Origin of the sequence: Bacillus sp. SIMBA_154 (genome assembly GCF_046536015.1) — a bacterium.
GTDB classification, from domain to species: domain Bacteria; phylum Bacillota; class Bacilli; order Bacillales; family Bacillaceae; genus Bacillus; species Bacillus pumilus_P.
The window spans coordinates 1-230 of record NZ_JAWJBV010000747.1 but is presented as its reverse complement, the minus strand read 5'-3'; the positions used below and the strand labels follow the sequence as shown (position 1 = coordinate 230).

Annotated in this window: 1 protein-coding gene; it reads left to right on the top strand. The window is 47.0% G+C overall.

Annotation, left to right across the window (positions count from 1 at the left end; translation table 11 throughout):
- A partial coding sequence (locus R0K30_RS23870; protein ID WP_410613554.1) for a molybdopterin cofactor-binding domain-containing protein occupies positions 1-230 on the top strand: 230 nt, incomplete at both ends.

The window sequence follows — 230 nt, the reverse complement described above, 5'->3', positions numbered from 1 at the left end:
AAAAGGATGCGCCGCTCGTCCATGAACATGCGGACCGCTATGAGAAGACAAAAGGTGTATTCCCGGTTCCGAAGACAAATATCGCAAACCTGGATAAGGTTAGAAAAGGAAATATTGAAGACGGGTTTAGGGAAAGTGATGTGACAGCAGAATTCCAGATTTCCTTTAACCCTTCTGATCACGCTGCGATGGAGACAAGATGCTCGATCGCTGAAATTCGCGCGGATGAG